Below are 1,354 nucleotides of genomic sequence, written 5' to 3'. Positions count from 1 at the left end.
ATGGTGAAGATCTTCCGAGCCGCCAACAAGGTCGTACGGCCGCTGCTCGCCTCCCGCTTCCACAAGCCGCTGAGCGGGCGCCTGATGCTCCTCACGTACAAGGGGCACAGGACGGGCCGCGAATTCATGGTCCCCATCGGCTACTTCGACTGGGATCCCGGCACGGTGCTCGCCATGTCCTCCCAGCTCGGCTGGATCCCCAGCATGCGCCAAGGGTCCGCCGTCCGGCTGCGCATCCGAGGCCAGGACCACGGCGCCGTCCCGACGGTCGTCGAGGACCCTGAGGAAGTCGCCGCCCTGCTCGGTGAGTTCGGCCGGCGCAAAGGGCCCAAGGCCGCCAAGGGGCTGATGCTCGGCCTCCCAGGCGACCGGCAGCCCACCAACGACGAGCTGCGCACGGCCGCCGCGAAGACCCGCTTGGTCTGCTTCCGGATGGAGCCCGAGCGGCCGGGCCGGTAGCACTCGACCGGCTGATGCGGTCGACGGAGACCCTTCCCGCCCGCAAGCACTCCAACCATGAGCGCCAGGAGCGGATCATCACCGAGGCCCTGGCCGAACGCTGGCCGGACCCTGAACGGCAGCAGGCACTCCGGCTGGTCGCCATGGCCGGAGTCGGCACACTGCCCTTGGCCATCGAGATCTGGAGCAGCCTGGAACGCCGTGGGCCGCTGGCCGACCATCTGGACGAGGCATTCGCGGCAGTGCAATCCGAGTTGACCCGGTGACTCGCCGACTGCGCCCGACCCGCGGCTCGCACTCCGGCTAGGGCCAAGTTCTAAGTTGAGGTCACGGGAGGGCTGGAAGGCTGCGTAACCAGAGGATGGACCCGCGCAGGTGGAGTCCTGCGGCATAGCTCTCGGGTGTCTTGTCATAGCGGGTGGCCAGCCCCCGCCATTCCTTGAACTTGTTGATGGCGCGCTCGACTGTGTTGCGATCTTTGTACAGTGTGGCGTCGTGGCTGACCGGGCGGCCGCCGGAGCGTCCCTTCTTCTTGCGGTTGGCGGCCTGGTCGGCCTTCTCCGGGATCACCGCCTTGATGTTGCGTCTGCGCAGATGGGCGTGGTTGGCACGGGAGGAGTACGCCTTGTCTCCGGCCGCTGCGTCCGGCCGGCTCCTGGGGCCGCCAAGGGGACCCCGCACCTTGATCTTCTTGAGGACCGGGATGAAGCGCGGGCTGTCCGCGGCCTGCCCGGGGGTGAGGATGATGGACAGCGGGCGGCAGCGCCGCTCGACGGCGAGGTGGACCTTGCTGGTGAGCCCGCCCCGGGAGCGGCCCAGTTCGGCGGCCCGCAGCCGGGCCCTGCGGCGTCGGCGCACGGCGCGGCGCTGTTGCCGCTCGGGATCCCCCCTGTCC

General features: G+C 69.7%; 3 protein-coding genes. 2 read left to right on the top strand and 1 reads right to left on the bottom strand.

Annotated elements, in window-relative coordinates:
• Positions 1-459 (top strand): hypothetical protein (locus tag O3Q52_RS53110; protein WP_269655552.1); only part of this gene is annotated, 459 nt, incomplete at its 5' end.
• A gap of 14 nt (positions 460-473) precedes the next feature.
• The gene (locus O3Q52_RS53105) at positions 474-725 is read left to right on the top strand and encodes a hypothetical protein (protein ID WP_269655551.1); all 252 of its coding nucleotides are present in this window, start codon (positions 474-476) and stop codon (positions 723-725) included.
• A 61-nt stretch (positions 726-786) separates the two neighbouring features.
• Here O3Q52_RS53105 and O3Q52_RS53100 read toward each other — a convergent pair.
• On the bottom strand, positions 787-1,354 hold a 568-nt coding region (locus O3Q52_RS53100), incomplete at its 5' end, for an IS5 family transposase (RefSeq protein ID WP_269655550.1).

The sequence above is a fragment of the Streptomyces sp. ActVer genome, from assembly GCF_027270795.1.
In the GTDB taxonomy this organism is placed as follows: domain Bacteria; phylum Actinomycetota; class Actinomycetes; order Streptomycetales; family Streptomycetaceae; genus Streptomyces; species Streptomyces umbrinus_A.
Note: the sequence above shows the minus strand (reverse complement) of the source record. Positions and strands in the feature narration are given on the sequence as shown.

What these genes read in the sequence shown, in the direction of transcription:
- O3Q52_RS53105 (WP_269655551.1), top strand. Translation starts at nt 474, where the DNA reads ATGCGGTCGACGGAGACCCTTCCCGCCCGCAAGCACTCCAACCATGAG.